Below are 20345 nucleotides of genomic sequence, written 5' to 3'. Positions count from 1 at the left end.
AACGGGCCCACCAAGGCCCGTTTTTCTTTGGCAGCTCCGCCTTCAGAGCCCACCAACCTCACCAAATCCATCCCAAGCCAGCACAACACCCCACAGCCATTCCAACCCCAGAGCAGCTCCCCTCAGTATCATCCCACCCAAGCAAAGCGCGATGCGGGACCCAGAGCCACGTGCCCAGACCTCAGCCACCCCCACGCCGTCATCCCGGCCCCCGAGCCGGGATCCAGAACACCCCACTGGATCCCGCATCAAGTGCGGGAAGACGGCGGAGATTGCCGCATCGATACCGAGGACGAACTCGAATACATCAAAGCCGGCAGCATCCTGCACTACGTCCTGAGAAACTTAGTCTCCGGCTAAGACACCTCAACAAGCAGACTATTCAGTTCCCCACAACGACAAAACAGGCCCCCCTAGGCCCGTTTTTCTTTGGCAGCTCCACCTTCAGAGCCCACCAATTTCATCCCAAACTCAGCTCAACACACCACCGTCATCCCGCACAAGCAAAGCGCGATGCGGGACCCAGAGCTACATCTTCCGCACTTTTTGCAAAACAATCGCAAGGACTACATTCTGGAATAGAAAGGGCAGATAAAAATTTAATTATTGTGGAAACCAGCGCGCACTCTGATATCTCACTATTGACGGTTTAATTTTTTACTCCTCAAATGAGGTCGCAAAAATTAAACGGACCTCTCCTCCTATGAAACAGTTTAATACAGCAATTATTGAAAACCCAACAGACGTTGAACGTCGATTAGCAGACTTCAATTTAACTATCGAGCAAGTCACAACCATTCGAGATGTAGCTCGAGCATATGCAGATGATGCAAGCCCGTTAATGCCATTAAATGCCCCTGGAACACTTGCCTACATCTTTGGTGTTGAAACACTACGAGAGCAAGTTTTAGGCGAAGGTTGGGTAATTGATCGAACTTCAGGTATCGAAGCAGTAGTCAATCATTCTCTTGGTATTAGAATTGGTTTTCAAAACGTTGATCAAGCTTGCGACAGAATATTCAAACCTCTCCCGAGATCTGAAAAAGGTCCCGGAGCAGAAAAAATGTGTAACCTTCCATTGTTTGAGTTCCATGGCATAGATGTTGGAATACCTGAGGTACCTGAGAACCAACAAAAAACGAGTGATCCTCACTCTGAGACCATAGCAACCTACTTTGTAATGATCGGAGAAGATGGCAGTGTTGAGTTATCTTGCCCGATAATCGAGAAGAAACGCTACAAGGATTTCCGAGAACGAATTTTCATTGACGGTCCTAAAGAACAATGGGATATGCAAATCGAAGACGACACTGGTCCAGTGGATGACTTCGAGATTGTAATTTCACCAAAAGAAACCGCGTGATGTTCAGCGCAAAGCGATTAAAATTAGCTCGATATAGAAGAAAGTTATCCGGTAAAAGGTTGGCGGAAATCGCTGACCTAACCCCGATAACGATATCTAAAGCCGAAAATGGCCATCAACCAGATGACGCGACAATTGTTAAGATTGCAAAGGCTTTAAACTACCCATTGGATTTCTTCTATTTAGAAGATCCAGAACTTCTTGAAACAAAAGCCGTTTCATTCCGTAGCTTAAAGAAGATGAGTGCAGCTGAACGTAATGCTTCTCTCGCAGCAGGATCAAATGGCATCGCGCTTTACGATTGGATAGATCAACGTTTTAATTTACCAACTCCAGATTTAATTGACTTGAGCAAAGAACGAGAAAGACCTGAAACTGCAGCCCGTCTTCTACGTCAACATTGGGGCCTTGGCGATCGCCCTATTGGAAACTTGCTTAAACTGTATGAATCAAAGGGCATTCGGATACTCTCGCTGTCAGAAAACACACCTCATGTTGACGCATATTCTTTCTGGCATTCTGATAAGCCCTACATCTTCTTAAACCAACAGAAAACGGCTGAACGTTCCAATTTTGATTCAGCACATGAGTTGGCTCATCTAGTTTTGCATTTTCATGCAGCTCGAGAATCCGCACCCATTGAAGATGCAGAAAAGCAGGCAGATCAATTCGCTTCCGCCTTCTTAATGCCGGAGGCTGATGTTAAAAGTACTTTGGGTCTTACTCACAGCGCTGCCCAGATAATTAAGGCCAAAAACCGATGGAAAGTTTCTGCCATGGCACTGGCAACTCGGTTACATGGCTTAAACATGATAAGTGATTGGATATATCGTTCTCTAATTATAGAGCTTGGAAAAAGGGGCTATAGAAGAGGTGAACCTATTGGCGTTGAAAGAGAATCCTCAATTGTTCTAGAAAAAGTTCTAACAGCTTTATGGAAAAATGGCCTAACTAGGAAAGACATTGCTTCTGACTTAAATTTGCCATGGGAAGAAGTTGAAACGTTGATTTTTGACCTTTCAGGACACCTTCCCCCCCGCCCACCAAAACCAAACTTATCAGTAGTTAATTAGAGTCATCCCGGCCCCCGAGCCGGGATCCAGAGCGGCCTGCACACACCGTTAGCCGCCGCCCAGCTGGGTCCCGCATCTAGTGCGGGATGACGGTGGTGGGGTGGTTGGATGAGGTGTGGGGCACGGGCAGTGTTGGGGACTGTGAGGTCTCTCAGGCACAGCGCAAACGCACCACATCCCCCACCATCCACACCCTCGTCAAAACCGACAATTTGACAACCTCAGGTTTTCATTCCACATTCATACGTGAGGCCTAGAAACCTCCTATAAGACAGCGGTTACCGCTCCCGTTAACTAGCGGATTTTTTGTGCCTGCTTTATAGGTAGCGCGCAAACCCTTTGCTATGAGCGGGAGGGCGGTGAATACAATACCTTCTTCGGAGGGGAATAAACTCGCCTGTCTGTCTTACAGGTTTCTAGCCTCCCGCTCGCCAGTGGGCCCTAGAAAGTCCGCCTGTCGCGCGGTTATTCAACACCCTCAAGACAAAGGGATTGAGAATGACCGACTCCGCATGTGCCTGTGGCACCACAAACACTTTCCAAAACGAAATAGACGAAGTCATCATCGCTGTCTCAGACCTGCAAAATCTCAGCTATATGCAGCACTTATTGCTGACTGAGAGACTGCAGCACAGCAGCGAGCGCGATGCTTTGTTCACTTTGCATCATGCCTTCCGCGACCGACTGGAAGCACTACAAAAAGCTGCGGAACTTTAGAGCGGGTCGCTCATCCGCAGCCGGTAAATATAAACGTTCCGCTTCCTGATTAAGCCCGCCCAGCGCTCCACACAGCAAGGGAACCTGCCCGCGTGGAGCCGTGCTGGCCCCTGAGCATTTGGCAACAGCCATCCGCTCCGGTGCCGGAAGCGAGAACGCAGCTACACCCCGCACCCTCGCCACGGCGCCCTGCTGGTCTGCGGAACATACCATCCCCCCGCAGGCCAGCATCTACTTGGCGGAACAGATGCCTGTTTTGGCGAGGGAAACCTGCCATGCGTCGCTGGCGTCAAACGGTGTCACCAGCCCGTTACCACCCTCTTTCTTCAAGCCGCCCATGCCATGGGCCACCATGTATTTAGGGTAATAGTCCGGCGCGCCTGAGGCCTGCAAAAAGCTGCAAGCGCCGCTGATGCCATCCTTGCTGTACGCCTCTAGCGCTTTGCCAAAGGCTTCGCTCTGCTCCTTGCTCAGCTTCTGAAAAGTCACCAGTCGCAGAACGGAAATCGCCTGATGCGCGCTCTTGTCCTTCACGCGCAGCATATCAAAATACCCACGCGCAAACGCCATCACATAAAGATCAACCGCCGTTTGGTACTGCTCTTTCTCAATACAGGCAAAGATGGACTGATAAAGGTCTGCCGGTGTGTAGCTCGTCTTGGTCTCTTCGCGCGCCACACAGCCCACATTGTGGGTCACCTCAAGGTTTCCCTCACTCTGGTAATGAGTGATGGTTCCCTGCGCCTGTGCACCACTGGCAACCATAAAAGCGCCCCCGAGAAGGCCGAGGGTCAGATACGAAAGTTTCAACGAAAACACCTCTCTGTTATCCGGAGGGTACACATCCCGGCACCTCACCACTGCATTCCGCAAGCCCCAGTCATACACCCAGCACGCCCCCCATCACTTGACCGTTGCAAAACCCACCCCCTCTTATCCGCAGAGCCCGCAGCATTCTCCCCGATGATCTCCTGGGCAGTCTCTCTGGCAATCTTCCGGGCCATCCCTCCGGCGCCATCCCAAACCATCCCGAGCCATCCCTCTGGTGTCATCCCGGGCGAAGACCCGGGACCCATACCCACCGGCCCCTCGGCTCCTTCTTCCACCCTCACCACATGCCGCAACCATCCGTGGATCCCGGCTCAGAGGCCGGGATGACACCGAGGGGCAACCGCTCGTTGAATTAACCACCTGCACCTTCACGCGGCTGCTGACGGGGTGGCGCGGTTTATAACTGGATTACATCAAGGAAAGCCGCTCACTAAGAAAACTCCCCGCACCACATGCTTCAGCGCCCCAAACACCATCAGCCATCTTCCCCGGCATCCCCCAAGATGTCATCCCGGGCGAAGACCCGGGACCCATAACCACCAGCTTCTCAGCTCTTCCTTCCATCCTCACCGCATACCGCAACCATCCGTGGATCCCGGCTCGGAGACCGGGATGACACCGTGGGGCGACTGCTCACTTTAAAAATCACCTGCGCCTCATGCGGTAGCTGGCGGAAGGACACCAAAGGCAACCGCTCGCTAACATAACCACCACACTGCACGCAGCACCCAGAGAAAGGACATCAAAAGAAACCACTCAATCATCCCAACGATTGCCAAGCAGCTGAGAGGAATATTAAGCGGCTTCAGAAAAACTTATCCCCCTTGGCGAAAGATGGTTCCATACTAATCCCGTGCCCACGTAACGGGCAGCTGGCGGGCCGTCCGTCGGCGTGTCGTGGGCTGGGTGGGGCTTTTGCAAGGGGTAACGCATCTTGCAGAGGTCCGGTGGCACCGATTTTCAGGCGTGACTGCATGGCCTGAGAGGAAGGGCCCAACCTGAAGGGCATCACGCAGTGGCATTTGCTGGTCATAGCAGCACATGTCAGGGGCAACGGACCTATCAGAGCAAGGAAACCTGCTCAGATGCAGCCATTGTCCTTCCGGGAAACCGGCTATCGTGTCTTTCAGGATAAGAGGCGATGTTGGCCATACCAAAATGCCCGGGCAAGGCGACCAGCCGATGCCGAAGACTCGTAACCAATAAATAGCGCAGGCACCGCCTGCTCGCCTTGCCCTCCCCGTACCGGGAGTTTCACGTGAAAACACCGCCGGAAATTTCCAGCGGTGCTAAAGCTGCTTGCAGAACGGGATGAGGCGTAATTTACGCCGCCGCCTTCCCCTTCATCATGTGAAGCCGGTCCGCATCCTCCCGCAAAAGCTTATAGCCAAGCTGCTCAATGAACACCTTCGCCGGATGCGTCCTGATGGGATTGAACGTCCAATGGCTGAAGCCTTTTTTCCGGATATCCTCCTCCGTACGTTCAAGCAAATACTTCGCCAGTCCGTAGCGGCGAAAATCCGGATGCACATAAACGTTGAAGATATGAGCACCGTCGTTCTGGAGCCCCCAATAGCAATAGCCTCTGATCTCATCGGCCATTTCAGCCGCAAAAGTACGCGCCAGAACCTCTTCCATCCGCTTGCGATGCACGGCCTCACATGCCTTCCACCGCTCAAAGTTCTGCGGTTCCAGCTCTGCCATGTAATGAGCCTCAAGCTCCAGCAAAGCCGGAAGATCCTTTGCTTCAGATACCCTGACTATGGGAACAACCATCTGCGATCCTCTTATGTCACCAGCGTTACCTTGCCCGTATCAAGGTCATACACCCCGCCAACAACCTTCAGCGTTCCCGCCTTGAAGTGCTTATCCAATATGGGTGATGCCTGCTGCAAAGCGGTCGTCCCCCACTGCACATTGGCTTTGATCGCGTTGACGAGGATATCCCCCTTCTCCGCCTGCGCCTGCTGCACAGGAGGACGAAGAAGCTCAACAAGCGTCTGGATATGTCCGGGGAACTGGTTGCCACTTTGCACGGAGGAAATCGCCGCTTTAACCGCACCACACTTCTCGTGGCCCAACACCATGATCAGCTGCGTGCCCAACACATCAACACAAAACTCAAGGCTGGCAAGCCCTTCTGGTGTCACAACATTACCGGCCACACGCACAACAAAGAGATCTCCGCGCCCCGTATCAAACGCAAGCTCCGGCGCCACACGGGAATCCGCACACCCAAGGATCGCGGCAAACGGGTTCTGCCCAGCAGCCAATGCAGCACGTGTGCTCTGGAAATCAGCGGGAGAGATATTCCCCTCAACGTAACGCTTGTTACCATCCATCAGACGCTTAAGCGCATCATCACCGCCAATCTCGTTTTTAGGGATAGGCGGCTCCTGCGCTCCGGCAGAAGAAACAGCACCAACACCACCCGTTGCCAGGGCAGCACCAAATACACCTGCCGTTTTCAGGAACTTGCGACGCTCCGGTGATCCAACCAGACCCGCTTTTTCATTGCACATCCAACACATAGGCTTCTCCTGGCCAAACAAACAAAAGTTGCCGCCAGCCTAAAAGCCCATTCTGGACATTCTGTTGTTGAATTGAGGGAAACAGCCCTAAACGAAAAGAACTCGCAATCGCACCTAAATTTCTCTTTCCAGCCGCGGCCCAATTTCTCTGAATTCGTTATTAAGATAAAAACTCAGAGTGGTCTTCCAGGCCGGCTGATGCGGCGCTCCTACTTCTAAGTAAGGCCAGTCCATCTCCTGCCCCTTCAACACCGCATGCTGCAACAGGCACTTGCCAACACCAGCACACCTGCCAGAGGGCACAACGTAAAACTCGACGATCTCACCAAAGCGCCCACCAGCATAAATGGCCTTCTTCTCCGCCAGCGTAATCAACCCCAGCAGCTCCCCATGGGATCTGGCCAGATAAGCCCAGTAGCGGGAACCATCATCGGTCAGAATATCCTCCGCCGTACTGCGGAACTCCCTCACATCCAGCTCATCATCCGGCCAAAGCTCACTCTCCATCGCAAAGACAAGTTCCCCCAAGCGATGGGCATCTGCTTCTCGGGCAGGCTCAACGGTAATCTCATCGAATATCACGGACCAATCTCCCTGATCTCAAATCGCCAGCAAGAGCCTAGCAATTTTGGGAGGGCCTACCCATTCTCAAAACTGGGAGAACCTGAACGCAAATTGGCATCATTTCAGGGAGGCCTGATCACTTCCCTCCACAATGATGAAGCTATAATCGAACGGGTATTTGGACCAGTGATGATAAGGCGCTGCTTCTATATGGATCTCACTGGAGGGGAGCGGTTTCCCTTTCAGCTTCTCATAAAGCGCTTTCATATTCTCCGGCACAACCTTCGTATGCCCCTTCCAAAGCACGGCAACAGGATAGGCATAGTTGATATCGATGCCGGAGTACTCAGGAATAGTCACCGCCCAGTTCGGTTTCAGATCCCCGATATTACCGGCAATACTGTGTGAGGTCGTAAGCACACTGCGCACCCCATACTGCGCAAGCGTATCTACAATAGCCTGCGACGGCAGCGAATGCGCACTCGGCTTCTTGAAGCTGCCATAAGCAAAGTTGAAAGGAATGAGCACAACGATGACCACAGCTAGAATACAGGCTGTTCCAAGCACAATCTTGGCCTGTCGCATGGAAACTTCAGCAAACAGCCATAGCGAAGCGACAAGCGGTGCCAGGAACAGGATCGGTTGAAGCCACCTGTCCTTCACATTGGTCGCCCCGCTGGCAATCACAGAAACCGCAGCAATAATGAGCCCAAACACCACCACAAGCGTCAGCAGTTTCCGGAGAGGCTCATTCACATACTGATCATGCTGTTCCTCATCCTTCCAGTAAAAGCTCGTCGCCCAGGCACAGAAGAACAGAACCACAGCTACAATAACGAACTGAAGCGCAGCATTAATCAGAGAGAAAAACCCAGTCAGGAAATGCCGCTCAACCTTATCAATCCCAAACTTATGAACCCGCGCATAAATCAGATCCTGATTATCAAACATCCAAAATACCGGCGGAACCAACAAGACCAAGGCCACACCAGCAGAAACAGCAATGTACTTGGAGCACAAAAAGCGCCGGCCTTGCTCAATGCAAAACCCCGCCGCAATCAAAGCTGCAAACAGAAAGAGGTAATTGTATTTGGAAAGCGCTCCAGCCGCGATCACCAACCCAAACACAACAGCCCGCCACCAACTCGGCTTTTGAATGCAGGAAATGAAAAGATAAACTGTCCACGCTGAACAAGCGAACATCAAAACCGAATGGCTCAACGCTCGCTGTGACTCCCAAGAGATCTGCGGTAAAAACAGCAACGCCGCCGTCCCAATCGCCGCTAGTGTCTTATCCGAGACTTTCCGGGCAGTCAGCCAAACACCCAGATACCCAAGGAACAACAGGGAGTTCTTCAGCAAAGCCGTTGCAAAAAGCCCTTTGCCAAACACCGAAAAGAAAATGATCGTCAACCAAGTATAAAGCGGCGGCTGCGGCCCATACCCAAGCTGAAAACTCTGCGCCGCAATAATCTGCTCCGCCTCATCCAAGCCAAGGATCGGTGAGGCAAAATATCGGACTATAGTCTGGACAACAAAATATCCAGCCAGAAGCCAAACAAAGTTATCTGTAATAAACTCGGCCCAATCATTCGATTTACAAAACTGCTTGGTTCTTGAAAAGGCTGCCTGAAACTGCTGCATCTGTTCCGCTTTGTTATTGGGGCTTAGAATATGCCGCTCACCTGTAACATATTGCCCCTAAGTAGATGCTTGTTGATTTAAGTAAAATAGTAAAAACATTAAAAAAGCCCTCGCAAGCATTACCTGCGAAGGCTCAGAACAATTAGATTACGTCGCCTGTCAGTGGCGGAAGTGACGCATTCCAGTGACGACCATTGCCAAACCAGCTTCATCAGCCGCTTTGATCACTTCGTCATCTCGCATGGAACCACCCGGCTGAATGACAGCTGTTGCACCAGCTTCAGCAGCAGACAGAAGACCATCAGCGAATGGGAAGAACGCATCAGATGCAACCACACAGCCTTTGGTGAGAGGCTCAGCAAGGCCGGCCGCTTCAGCCGCATCCTCAGCTTTGCGCGCTGCAATACGAGCGCTATCCACGCGGCTCATCTGACCTGCGCCGATACCAACTGTAGCGCCGTCTTTCACGTAAACGATCGCATTGGATTTCACATGCTTGCCAACACGGAAGGCCATTTTAAGATCAGCCAGCTCCTGCTCAGATGGTGCACGCTTGGTCACCACTTTCAGATCCAGATCATCAACAACACCGCTGTCGCGATCCTGAACCAGCAAGCCGCCGGAAACTGTCTTCACATAAAGACCTTTGGCGCGAGGATCAGAAAGACCACCGGTCAGAAGCAGACGCAGGTTCTTCTTCTTGGCAACCAGCGCAATCGCTTCCTCAGTCGCATCAGGAGCGATGATAACCTCGGTGAAGATCTTGGTGATCTCAGCCGCAGCGTCTGCATCCAGAGTTCCGTTCAGCGCAACAATACCACCAAACGCAGAAACCGGATCACAAGCCAGAGCCTTCTCATAAGCTTCTTTCAGTGTAGGTGCTTCAGCAACACCACACGGGTTTGCGTGTTTGATGATAGCAACAGCTGCTGTACGAGCCGGATCAAACTCGGAAACCAGCTCAAACGCGGCATCCGTATCATTGATGTTGTTGTAAGAAAGCTGCTTACCCTGCACCTGACGAGCAGTTGCAACACCTGGGCGCTGCTCGCCGGTCACATAGAAACCAGCTGCCTGATGCGGGTTCTCACCATAACGCATCACTTCATTCAGCTTACCGCCAATCGCGCGATAGTCAGGCGCAGCTTCATCAATCTGCTCTGCCATCCAGTTGGAAACGGCAGCATCATAAGCAGCGGTCCGGGCAAATGCCTTCTGCGCCAGCTTCTTACGAAGAGCAATTGGAGACTGACCATTATGTGTATCCATCGCTACGATCACAGCAGCGTAGTCAGCTGGATCAACAACAGTGGTCACATAAGCATGGTTCTTAGCCGCTGCACGGGTCATCGCCGGGCCGCCAATATCGATGTTCTCAACACCATTTGCGTAATCAGCACCAGAAGCGACAGTGTCTTCAAATGGGTAAAGATTCACACAAAGGAGATCGATACCGGTAATGCCATGCTCGTCCATCGCAGCAACGTGCTCAGCATCATCACGAATGCTCAGCAGGCCGCCATGAACCATAGGATGCAGCGTCTTCACGCGGCCATCCATGATTTCAGGGAAACCAGTAACCTCAGAAATGTCTTTAACTGGAAGGCCAGCCTCAGCGATGGTTTTGCGAGTCCCACCTGTTGAGATCAGCTCAACCCCACGTTCGGAGAGAGCTTTTGCAAATTCAACAAGACCGGTTTTATCGGAGACAGAAAGAAGCGCGCGCTTAACCGATACGAGTTCAGGTATCGGAACGCCTTTGGAGACAACGGCCATGGGTAAAAGCCTTATTCTCTGAAAGAGGAAATAGAAGGGTTTGACGCCCGCCAAATAACACTTATTCACAGCCGTGGGAACCCATTTAATAGGGTGCAAGGCGGGTTTGACGGGTAACCTTTAGGAGCAGTTTACATCCCCTAAAGGGCATGGGAATAAATGACGTTAGGTCTTCCGCCGTCCCTTCGCAGATGCTGTCTTTCTCAACATCCACGTCACGCTCTGCGCTTCTTTCACACCAAGCGTAATTACGATCTGCTGCGTCTGGCGATGGCCGAAAACGTCAGACAGATAGATTGATTCTTCAACGGAGAACTCCAGCCCTTCAGCTGTAAACTCCCACGCCTCACCATCAGCACATTGCAAAACAGCAGCATCGCCCATCGGCAACATGGTGCAAGTGACCTGCGGATGAAGATGGAACCGAATGGTCACCGCCTCTTCCTCGCCCTTGTCAGATGTAGGCTTGAAGCGATCAATACCGTCCAGAACCGTACCATCGCGTGAAAGCGTCAAATCGCGTTCGTGAACAATACCATAGCGATCCACATACCCATCATGGCTCGCAATCACACGGTCAGAAAGATCAGTATCCTGCCGCTCAGCAGAAACATCTTTCGGGCCGGATAGAACCGGATTTCCCAGTACCTTATCGAAACGGGATGATGTCAGAAAACGGCAAGAAGAAGCATCACCAATGCCTGCAGTGGAATGAGCAGCGGTCGAACGTGCCACCATCTTCCACGCAACCTGCTCACGTGTAGAGACCCCGCAGTTCACCACAATACGATTGCGCTTTGAAGAGAACTCGAAAGACAAACAGCCAGCGTGTGTGCTGTTAGAAAAGCGTGTCGGCGGCGGAGCACCAACATCCATCACCACTAGGCTGTCACCACCAGTCAGACGCTGATAGCCGGAATGAGGCGCACTCACTGGCGGCGTTCCACGAGCATCATCATAAGCTAGGATCGTTGCAACCACATCACCCGGCGTGGAAGCCATGCCGTTGAAGTGGGCGAAGGAACCATCACCATGACGGAAGAAGCGGATCATCGGCATCATGCGATCGATGGATTCCATCATAACCGGAGAAACCGTTTGCCCTTGCATCACAAGTGCCTGACGGATTGGTAGCAGATCAACCAGGATCTCGATGATGGCACCCGGATGCCGGGAGATATGTCCACCATCCGGAAGGATCTGTCGTTTCAGCTCCTGATCAAGCCGCTTCAACGCCTGCTTGATGTGGCGCCCCTGCCCGTCCATGGAAACAGTCGCACACGCATTTGCCATAGCAACGGTTAAACGCGGCAGCCCATCCGGGGCCTTGTTCATGGTCCGGCGAAGAAAACGTACCTGACGGAACAGCGACCGCATGAAGGCGCGATAGAAATCAGCCTCACAGCCGGTCAACAGCAACGGAGATTGCGCCATCCAGCTCAGAACACGGCGAGCAACAACTTCCTGCTTCCAGCCAATGTCATGCCAGCGACCACAGGTCTTGATCCAGTCTTCAACCAAAGCACGAGCATTTTGCTGTGCCATCATGGTTTCCGCAGCACGCAAATGACGGAGCCAGGAAAATCCATGCAGAGCTTTCGCCCATTGCAGATTCGGAGGCTCCACATCAAACGGAGACTGCCCCCCAACCTCAACCAGATGCCCTGCAAACAGGAAGCGTCCGGCATAGATATCAGCGGCATTCGTAGCGTCTGCAGTGCGAAGATCCTGAGGAGCAATAAGAAGACGCGATGGCGCACTCCCGAACGAGAACATGCGGAACATTGATCCCCCGCGTGCCCAGTTCAGGCTGTTTTGAGCCATGTTTTGTGTCAAAAGGCTAAGGATTCTGAGCCTTTCGGACACCGTTGCGCCCGTCATACCCCTTCAGCTCTCCGCTATAGCGTATTCCTGAAAACCAAAGGCCTTCAAATAAGGAAACGCGTAAAAACAAAGATTTAGAGCGTGATCTATAAATGCGTTTTGCAACCGCACGCTCTAAACCAAACTTAATAAATGGTTTGCGCCCAAGCTCTTTAAATCTCGTTAACCATGCTCAATTTGCGCAAATCCTTAGTGACATTCCACCACCTCTTTTTACGAGATGCGCAAACGAGCAGCGAAGAAGCCGTCCAATCCACCGGATGTTTTGCCAGAAGATGGGTTCTGGCCCGGCATCGCACGGAAGTCACCTTGGGAGTTGATCGCCTCAGCCACGCCGCCGAGTTCTTCTGCCGTCACAGGCACGCGCTGCACCTCTGGATGCTCCAGCAGCAAGCGTTGAATTTGCAGCTCGCCCTCTTCCTGTTCCAGTGAACAGGTGCAGTAAACCAGCGTGCCGCCTGGCTTCAGCCAACCCAATGCCTTCTCAAGCAATTCGTACTGTAGATCAGCCAGCTTGAGCACATCATCTTCACGCTTCAGCCAAGCCACATCAGGGTGGCGGCGAATGGTTCCGGTCGCAGAACACGGCGCATCAAGAAGGATCGCATCGAACAGATCAATCGGCACAAATTCACGAAGATCAGAGACTTCAGTCTCAGCTTCCAAACCAACGCGCTTCAGATTCTGCGTGAGACGCTGCAAACGACGCGCTGAGATATCGACAGCGGTAACATCTGCGCCAGCCGCTGCCAGCTGCATGGTTTTACCGCCCGGAGCAGCACACAGATCAGCAACCACTTTGCCTTTGATGTCGCCCAGCAAACGAGCAGGTACAGCTGCCGCAGCATCCTGAACCCACCATTTACCGTCATCAAAACCCTCAAGCTTTTCAATTGGACCATCTGGCTGAAGACGTACGGAATAGCCAAGCTGCACTTCACCGCCCAGCTTCTCAGCCCACGCTTCACGATCAGCAGGTACAGTCAGGTCCAGATATGGTTCTGTCATATGCGCAGCGGACATCGCGCGCGCAGCCTCTTCACCGTAAACTTCGCACCAACGCGCAAACATCCACTCAGGCGCATTCAGCTTCTCAGCATCCTGCTCTGCAATAATAGCAGCACCTTCACGAGTAGCCCGACGCAGAACCGCATTGACGAGGTTCTTGTATGGCTTCGCACGTCCGTCACGACCAGCGAGCGTCACTGCGAGAGACACAGCCGCATGATCAGGCACAGACATAAAGAACAACTGCGCCATGGCAACATGGAGAATATCGAGAACACGACCAGTTTTTTCAGGGATTGGGCGATCAAGGAAGCGATCAATCACATCCTGTATCTGACCACGACGGCGCAACGCAGTGCCAATAATCGCACGAACCAGTGCCCGATCATTCGGCTCAAGACGCTTGTAGCCCGGATGACCATTATTCAGATCAAGCTCACCGTCCAACGGCATACGCTTGCTGAGCACTTTGCCCAAAAGGTCCGTCGCTGCCTTACGCGCTGCATAACCGGGATCTTTGAAAGTGCCCTCTACGCTATCCGCTTCAGCAGCTTGGTCATTACCTTTTGGAGTCTTCGGTGCTCCAGAACGCTTTCTCCCCTTGAACTTGGAGTTTTTGCCCTGAGAAGATGTGTTCTTACGCTCTGCGCTCATCGTTGATCCATGTATTCCAGAATGTGTCGCCAGATCCTCGGCGCCAGCTATTCTTGTAAAGATGCATTCTTGCGTGAAAGGCTTCTGTCAGAAACCGGAGTGGACCATCTGGTTCCACTAGAAGTTTTGGCGGATTACTGCCAATTGTCACCATAGGAGAACTGTCAAATCCCGCTCGGCTAACCACAGAACCTTTAATATTGCAAAGACAATTTGGGAAGCTCGAATAGTTATTCAGGTAAACACGGCACAATCAACAAAGCAAATGCGGAAGACGCCCCGCATTCGCAGTTTTCTCTTGCTTTTTAGCCTTCTCGCTTACCCCCAAGGCCCTTTAGGCTTGCGCGGTTCATCGCGGCCAGATTGCTCACCACCACGGCGCTGCCCGGTGTTACCAGCAGAACCCCATGGACCGCTTGGACGACGGGCATCACGCTGCGGCTGCGCATTGGATGTTTCACGAACACCAAAATGACCGTCACCAGAACTCCGCATTTCAGAAAAACCACCTTCTGAGGCCATCTCACGAAGCGCAGCAATACGGTTATCCGTGTTTGGGTGGGTGGAGAACAGGTTGTCCATGTTCTGGCCAGAGAGCGGGTTGATGATGAACATATGCGCCGTTGCCGGGTTATGTTCTGCATCCTCGTTCACCACGCGCGCCGCACCACCTGCAATCTTATGCAGGGCAGAAGCGAGCCACAGCGGGTTACCACAGATCTGCGCGCCCATACGGTCAGCCGCATACTCACGCGTTCTGGAAATCGCCATCTGAACCAAAGCAGCCGCCATCGGCGCCAGGAACATCATCAGGATCGAACCAATCAAACCAAGCGGGTTATTACGGTTTCCACCAAAGAAGAACGCGAAGTTTGCCAGCATAGAGATCGCACCAGCAATCGTCGCCGTGATCGTCATGATCAGTGTGTCACGGTTTTTCACGTGCGCCAGCTCGTGCGCCATCACGCCAGCCACTTCTTCTTTTGTCAGGCTGTTCAGCAAACCGGTCGTCGCGGCCACCGCTGCATTTTCAGGGTTTCGACCCGTTGCAAACGCGTTTGGTTGCGGATTGTTGATCACATAAACCTTTGGCATCGGCAGTTCAGCACGTGCCGCCATGGTACGAACCATACCATAAAGCTCCGGTGCCTGACGCTCATCCACCTCCTGCGCATGGTGCATGGCCAAAACCATGCGATCCGAATTCCAGTAGGAGAAGATATTCATGCCACCGGCGATCAGAAGCGCAATCAGCATGCCGGTTTGGCCGCCAATCATGAAGCCAATACCCATAAACAAAGCGGTCATCGCCGCAAGCAGCATGCCGGTCCGTACATAGTTCATGGTTTCAACGCTCCAATCTGTTCTCTAATTCGCCAATTTCGACAGTCGTCTATCAATGAACGCAGTGCCCATTGCAAAACACAGGCTCTCGCGCCTATATCTAAGCCTACGCGATCATTGTGAAACTACCACTACCTGCTTAAGTGGTAGCTCCAAATGGCAAACGCAAGCTTACAGAAGCGATAAGCAGCATCAGCCAACGGGGATTGAAATGGAAAAAGAGAACAAATCAGCCGTCGAAAACTTCAAAGCACAAGAAGTTGATATGTCTGAACAGGTCGAAGAAGCACCCAAAAAACGCCGGTTCGAAGACCTGCCCCCGGCAGCACAGCGCGCTCTGAAAGAAGCTGAAGAACGCCGCGCTGAAATCGATGCCGCACAAGAAGCAATGCCAAAAGAACTCAATGGCCGCGGAGGCCTGGACTGCCCGCTACAGCGACTGGGAAGTTAAAGGTATCACCAGCGATTTCTAAAACATCTTAAACCATCGGACGATCATAAACAGAACCAGTCCGATAAGAACCAGCAGCGCCGTGACCACTGTAAATGCAACAGGGTCATGGCTTCCGGGAATGCCCGCAACGTTAATGCCCAGCAATCCAGTAATGAAGCTGAGCGGCAGGAACACAACAGCAATCGCTGCCATCATCAACATAGAGCGATTGGTTGTCTCAGAGCGTTTGAACATAATCTGATCGTGAACAATTTCAGCACGCTCTCGGATAGCATCCATCTCTTCTGCAATTCGAAGAGCACGATCCCCGGCTTCACGCACACGTCGTTTATTCACGCGATTAACCCAGCTGAAATTCTCAATTTCAAAGTTTCGAATGGTATCCAGAAACGCCAGCATGCTGCGGCGAACAATTGTTGCAAAACGCCTCACCCTGGCCAGCTCACTCTCCCATGGATGATCACCGGTTTCCAAAACCACATCTTCCAGATGATCAATCCGGTCTTGAAGCTCCTCAACCATATCTTCTGCACGCTCAGCAATTGCCAGAACCAATCGCGCCCAGAACTCCGCAGTGCTTTCAGGTGGTACGCGCTTGTTGAAGCTTTCAACCAGACTACGAAACACCTCCAGCGGCTCATGCCAGACACAGATGATCCTACGCTCATCAACCCAAACATGGGCATATTCCATATCGCCGCTTTCCTGGCTGGGCAGTTCATTGAAGGAGTTGATCGCAATAAACACCCCTTTCGAACGCACATGACAATGCGGACGCACCTCTCGCGCAAGCAGCTCATCAATATCGCTGTGCTCTAACCCCGCCTCTTCGAGAAACTCTCTGTTCTGAGCGGCAACCCGTTGCAGATAAGCCCAATAAAATTCATCGGGCTCCAGCTCATAGTCACGTAGCTCTGCTAGTGTGAATCTGCGCATGCCTTTGGATTTGGAGAAAACAACAACAAACGAAGAATCCAGATGGATGTGGCTTGCTTCAATGTTTTCTGTGGTTTGCGCCATTTCGACAAATCCCGGCCCAAGTTCGATCCTAACTCAGCCAGCACATCAAAACCCACACTTCTAAAAAATCAGATGACAAACCCCAGAAGAAACACCTATTCAGCTTAGCGCACAGTAAATTGGTTAACAGCCAATTTACCAAAAAACACTAGAGTTTTGGTGCTCTGAGCAATTGTTGTAAATCATTCCTGCGAGAATTCTTGTGTCCACAAAAGAAGTTGAAAAAAAATCTAGCGGAGGAAACCCGTTTCAGCGGCTGAATCAACAGCTCGCTGGCATCGAGCCGGGTCTGGATCCAATCGTCATGACCATCGGCGAGCCGCGTCATGAACCTCCAAGCTACGTCATTGAAGTACTTGAAGAAAACAAGGATGGCTTCCGCAAGTACCCAGCTATCCGTGGCACAGATGAATTCCGCGCAGCTGTCGGCAAGTGGCTCAAAAACCGCTTCAGCCTGTCCGATGCTTTTAATCCGGACAAGAGCGTTATTCCGCTCAACGGATCTCGCGAAGGCCTCGTGTTCGGCTGCGTCTCCGCACGCGACTATCTGAAAAAAGACGGCAAACCGGCTGTTATTTTGCCGAACCCGTTCTACCAATCCTACGGTGCTGGCGCTCATATTGCGGGCGCAGACGAAATTCTTTTGCCAGAACCAGCTGACGGAGTTCTGCCTGATCTGGATGCAATTGATCCGGATCTGCTGGACCGCACTGTCGCGTTCTATTTTGCCTCTCCTGCGAACCCTCAGGGCACCGTCGCACCAATGGAGTACTGGCAAAAGCTCATCAAGCTGGCACGCAAACACAACTTCATGCTCTTCGCGGATGAATGCTATTCTGAGATTTACCGCGACACTCCGCCAACCGGCATTCTGGAAGCTGCTGAAGCAATTGATGGCACACTGAAAAACGTGGTGACCTTCAACTCCCTCTCCAAGCGCTCCAACCTGCCGGGCGCGCGCTGCGGCTTTGCTGCTGGTGATCCTGAGTTCATCCAGTTCTTCGCTGATTTCCGCAATGTTGCCGCCCCTCAGGTTCCAATGCCTATTCAGGCGCTGGCTGTGCGTGCATTTGGCGATGAAGAGCACGTGATCGAAAACCGCCGCCTCTACAATGAAAAGTACGATGCAGCTGAAGAGATGCTCGCGCCTCTCTTTGGTTCCGTACGCAAAGATGGCGGCTTCTTCCTTTGGCTGGATGTATCCCGCTGGGGCTCTGGCGCCGAAGTCGCTGAAAAGCTGTGGCGTGAAACCGGCGTCAAAGCTCTTCCGGGTGCTTACATCGCCTCAGACATGCCGGACGGTTCCAACCCCGGTGACAAATACATCCGCCTCGCCCTCGTTGAATCTTTGGAAACCAGCAAGGAAGCGTTCCGAAGAATTTTGGACTCTCTGGAGTAATTGAATGCGTCAGGCTGCTGCAATGCAACGACCAAAAGCAAACTCTGTTTCACTGGCTGATACAGAGAGCCCGATAAAGCGCTTTATCAAAAGCAATCTGATCGTCATTGGCGGTGCGGTGATCCTTGTCATCGGCATCTGCGTGGCGGCAGCACTAGCAACATGGTCCACAGCCGACCCAAGCTTGAATCACGCAACCAATGCGGAGATCAACAACGCTTTGGGTCAAACTGGTGCCATTGTTGCTGATGTTTTGATGCAGACCATCGGGCTGGCAACAGCCGTGTTCTTGGTGCCCATCTTCATTTGGGGCTGGCGCCTGTCGCTCAAATACACCTCTGGCGTCACCCGCAAACGTTTTCTGACATGGTTCGTCGGAACAGTGCTGTTCGCGGGTGGACTGGCAGCAATTCCAGTCCCAACAAGCTGGCCACTACCAACTGGTCTTGGCGGCTTCCTTGGTGACTGGGTGTTCTCCATCCCATCCGCAATTCTGCCTGAACTCTCAACCGGCCTGCGCACCCTCACCGGTGCAGTCGGTCTCGGCCTGCCGTCCATTGCTCTGTTGGCACATGCTGCTGGCCTGATCGGCAAAGAGTCTTCTCCAAAAGAGATCACAGAAGACGAAGCGGTTGAAGACGAGTACACACCTCACGAAGCTCTTCCATTCTCTGAAGATTCCGAGGACGACTACGAAGGCGAAAACAACCGCTATTACGCAATTATTGGTGCCCTCAGCCACTGGAAGCTGATGGCAACCAGCGCAATCCAGCGGACCCTCTTCAAGCGCAAGCCTGCTGCTGAACAGAACTGGCAGGAAGAAGAAGAGTACGCTCAGGCACCGCACGATCCAAACCAGCCACAACAGCAACAGGAATACTACGAAGACGACCAGTACGACCCACAAGCTTCACAGCAATGGGAAGAACAGGAAGCCTACGAGGAAGAACCGGAGCAAAAAGGTGGTCTGGTTTCCCGTCTGAGACGCAAGGTGGCAGCGAAGCTGATGCCGGATGAAGACGACGGCCTCAACGATTATTATCAGCAGGAAGCTCAGCCTGCGCGCGATGATGTGCAGTTTGATCCACAATACGACAACACACAGCAATACGCGCCGCAGAATGAGCCATACCCTGAAGAGCAGTGGGAAGCCGCACCAGCTGGCCAACCTGCTTATGACGAGCAAGGCTACGAACTCGGACCTGACGAGTACTACGAGGACGAAGACCTCCATCGCGGACCTCAGCCAGAAGCTCCAGTTGGCCCGATCGGCATCGCCAGCCCAGACGAACCAGAGCCACAAATGCAGCCGGTTCCGCAGCCACAGGCGCCACGCCCAACTCCGGGCCGCATGGTTCCACGCCCATTCGCGCAAGAAAAACAGTCTACTGCAATCGTCAAACAGAAACCGTTTGAACTACCAAGCATCGAGCTACTGGCAGAACCGCAGGCAGATGGCAAACAGCGCCTGAGCAAAGACGCACTGGAGCAAAACGCCCGCATTCTGGAAGGTGTTCTGGGCGACTTCGGTGTACGCGGTGAAATCATCGCGGTTCGTCCCGGCCCTGTTGTTACCCTTTACGAACTGGAACCAGCGCCGGGCATCAAGTCCTCCCGCGTGATCGGTCTGGCAGATGACATCGCCCGCTCCATGAGCGCGATCTCTGCACGTGTGGCCGTTATTCCGGGTAAGAACGCAATCGGTATCGAACTGCCGAATGCCAAACGTGAAACCGTTTATCTTCGCGAACTGCTGGATTCTGAGGATTTTGATGAGTCCAAGGCAAAACTGGCTATGTCTCTCGGTAAAACCATTAATGGTGAAGCCGTCATCGCCGACCTCGCCCGCATGCCTCACCTGCTCGTGGCCGGTACGACCGGTTCTGGTAAGTCCGTATCTGTGAACACCATGATCCTCTCTCTGCTCTACAGGCTCACCCCTGAGCAATGTAAGATGATCATGATCGATCCAAAGATGCTGGAACTGTCCATCTACGACGGCATCCCGCACCTTCTCACTCCAGTTGTGACCGATCCAAACAAAGCTGTTGTGGCTTTGAAATGGACCGTCCGTGAGATGGAA

At 52.5% G+C, this 20345-nt stretch carries 15 protein-coding genes and 2 pseudogenes; 6 read left to right on the top strand and 11 right to left on the bottom strand.

Going from position 1 to position 20345, the window contains the following annotated elements; translation table 11 throughout:
- Positions 1–42: 42 nt before the first annotated feature.
- Entirely contained in the window at positions 43–330 is a 288-nt protein-coding gene (locus JCM12308_RS19820) for a hypothetical protein (RefSeq protein ID WP_054784846.1), read from the bottom strand.
- Between the two features lie 373 nt (positions 331–703).
- Here JCM12308_RS19820 and JCM12308_RS19815 point away from each other — a divergent pair, with 373 nt between their 5' ends.
- The 3 genes and pseudogenes from JCM12308_RS19815 to JCM12308_RS19805 all read left to right on the top strand — a co-directional run bounded on the left by JCM12308_RS19815 (position 704) and on the right by JCM12308_RS19805 (position 3206).
- On the top strand, positions 704–1363 hold the full coding sequence (locus JCM12308_RS19815; protein WP_054784845.1) for a hypothetical protein: 660 nt from the start codon (positions 704–706) through the stop codon (positions 1361–1363).
- Positions 1363–2436 (top strand): helix-turn-helix domain-containing protein, encoded by a 1074-nt coding sequence (locus JCM12308_RS19810; RefSeq protein ID WP_054784844.1) that lies wholly within the window; start codon positions 1363–1365, stop codon positions 2434–2436. The genes JCM12308_RS19815 and JCM12308_RS19810 overlap by 1 nt, the downstream gene beginning before the upstream one ends.
- A 498-nt stretch (positions 2437–2934) precedes the next feature.
- A pseudogene (locus JCM12308_RS19805) lies at positions 2935–3206 on the top strand (hypothetical protein).
- Positions 3207–3384: 178 nt separating this feature from the next.
- Here the strand turns inward: JCM12308_RS19805 and JCM12308_RS19800 are convergent.
- From JCM12308_RS19800 to htpX, 9 genes are all read right to left on the bottom strand, one after another.
- Positions 3385–3963, bottom strand: a complete 579-nt coding sequence (locus JCM12308_RS19800) for a hypothetical protein (protein WP_208608886.1) — start codon at positions 3961–3963, stop codon at positions 3385–3387.
- Between the two features lie 1344 nt (positions 3964–5307).
- Positions 5308–5760 (bottom strand): GNAT family N-acetyltransferase, encoded by a 453-nt coding sequence (locus tag JCM12308_RS19790; RefSeq protein WP_008550120.1) that lies wholly within the window; start codon positions 5758–5760, stop codon positions 5308–5310.
- A gap of 11 nt (positions 5761–5771) precedes the next feature.
- Complete coding sequence (locus tag JCM12308_RS19785; protein ID WP_235861646.1) at positions 5772–6515, bottom strand: carbonic anhydrase; 744 nt, start codon at positions 6513–6515, stop codon at positions 5772–5774.
- 114 nt (positions 6516–6629) lie between these two features.
- Complete coding sequence (locus JCM12308_RS19780) at positions 6630–7097, bottom strand: GNAT family N-acetyltransferase (protein ID WP_014283183.1); 468 nt, start codon at positions 7095–7097, stop codon at positions 6630–6632.
- 99 nt (positions 7098–7196) lie between these two features.
- Positions 7197–8723, bottom strand: a complete 1527-nt coding sequence (locus JCM12308_RS19775) for an ArnT family glycosyltransferase (RefSeq protein WP_054784841.1) — start codon at positions 8721–8723, stop codon at positions 7197–7199.
- 159 nt (positions 8724–8882) lie between these two features.
- Positions 8883–10499 (bottom strand): bifunctional phosphoribosylaminoimidazolecarboxamide formyltransferase/IMP cyclohydrolase, encoded by a 1617-nt coding sequence (gene purH / locus JCM12308_RS19770; protein WP_054784840.1) that lies wholly within the window; start codon positions 10497–10499, stop codon positions 8883–8885.
- 165 nt (positions 10500–10664) lie between these two features.
- Positions 10665–12323, bottom strand: coding sequence for a heparinase II/III family protein (locus tag JCM12308_RS19765; RefSeq protein WP_054784839.1), 1659 nt, complete (start codon positions 12321–12323; stop codon positions 10665–10667).
- A 273-nt stretch (positions 12324–12596) separates the two neighbouring features.
- Positions 12597–14045, bottom strand: coding sequence for a 16S rRNA (cytosine(967)-C(5))-methyltransferase RsmB (rsmB, locus tag JCM12308_RS19760; RefSeq protein ID WP_083416798.1), 1449 nt, complete (start codon positions 14043–14045; stop codon positions 12597–12599).
- 318 nt (positions 14046–14363) lie between these two features.
- Positions 14364–15389, bottom strand: coding sequence for a zinc metalloprotease HtpX (htpX, locus tag JCM12308_RS19755; protein ID WP_054784838.1), 1026 nt, complete (start codon positions 15387–15389; stop codon positions 14364–14366).
- A gap of 265 nt (positions 15390–15654) precedes the next feature.
- On the opposite strand from htpX, the pseudogene JCM12308_RS19750 reads away from it, so the two are divergent.
- A pseudogene (locus JCM12308_RS19750) lies at positions 15655–15862 on the top strand (DUF1674 domain-containing protein).
- On the opposite strand, the gene JCM12308_RS19745 reads toward JCM12308_RS19750, so the two are convergent.
- Positions 15859–16863: a CorA family divalent cation transporter gene (locus JCM12308_RS19745; RefSeq protein WP_054784837.1), complete on the bottom strand. Its 1005-nt coding sequence runs from the start codon at positions 16861–16863 to the stop codon at positions 15859–15861. The pseudogene JCM12308_RS19750 and the gene JCM12308_RS19745 sit on opposite strands and share 4 nt — an antisense overlap.
- Positions 16864–17065: 202 nt before the next feature.
- On the opposite strand from JCM12308_RS19745, the gene JCM12308_RS19740 reads away from it, so the two are divergent.
- Together JCM12308_RS19740 and JCM12308_RS19735 are read left to right on the top strand one after the other, a co-directional pair.
- On the top strand, positions 17066–18262 hold the full coding sequence (locus JCM12308_RS19740; protein WP_054784836.1) for an aminotransferase class I/II-fold pyridoxal phosphate-dependent enzyme: 1197 nt from the start codon (positions 17066–17068) through the stop codon (positions 18260–18262).
- A gap of 4 nt (positions 18263–18266) precedes the next feature.
- A partial coding sequence (locus JCM12308_RS19735; protein WP_054784835.1) for a DNA translocase FtsK 4TM domain-containing protein occupies positions 18267–20345 on the top strand: 2079 nt, incomplete at its 3' end.

The organism is Pseudovibrio denitrificans JCM 12308 (genome assembly GCF_001310815.1).
GTDB lineage: Bacteria > Pseudomonadota > Alphaproteobacteria > Rhizobiales > Stappiaceae > Pseudovibrio > Pseudovibrio denitrificans.
The sequence above is the reverse complement of the archived record's forward strand: the minus strand, read 5'-3'. Positions and strand labels throughout refer to the sequence as shown.